This is a genomic window from Bartonella sp. AP58NXGY, from assembly GCF_042195785.1.
In the GTDB taxonomy this organism is placed as follows: Bacteria; Pseudomonadota; Alphaproteobacteria; order Rhizobiales; family Rhizobiaceae; genus Bartonella.
Map to the genome: position 1 here is coordinate 1 of NZ_JBHIOY010000266.1, position 281 is coordinate 281.

At 37.0% G+C, this 281-nt stretch carries 1 protein-coding gene; it reads right to left on the bottom strand.

The features are described 5' to 3' along the window. A partial coding sequence (locus ACFINC_RS10850) for a hypothetical protein (protein WP_375617218.1) occupies positions 1-281 on the bottom strand: 281 nt, incomplete at both ends.

Genomic DNA, 281 nt, shown 5'->3' on the forward strand with positions numbered 1-281 from the left:
AGCATCGTCAATCGCATCAATCACAATATTATTAACCCGTTGATCCGTATAATGTTTGGATTCATCAAGAATAAGCTTCATCTGCTCTTGGGTATAGTCATGGAGCTGACCACCATTTACAGCTTCTTTTGATCCTTTCTCAATTTTACCATCAGCGACATTATCAATCAACACAGGCTCACTTGGATCACCACCTTTCAAAGTGATTTTATTGATTTTTTTACCGTTTTCATCTCTGTCATAGCGAACAGCATCCTCAGCAATATCGTTAACTTTATTAT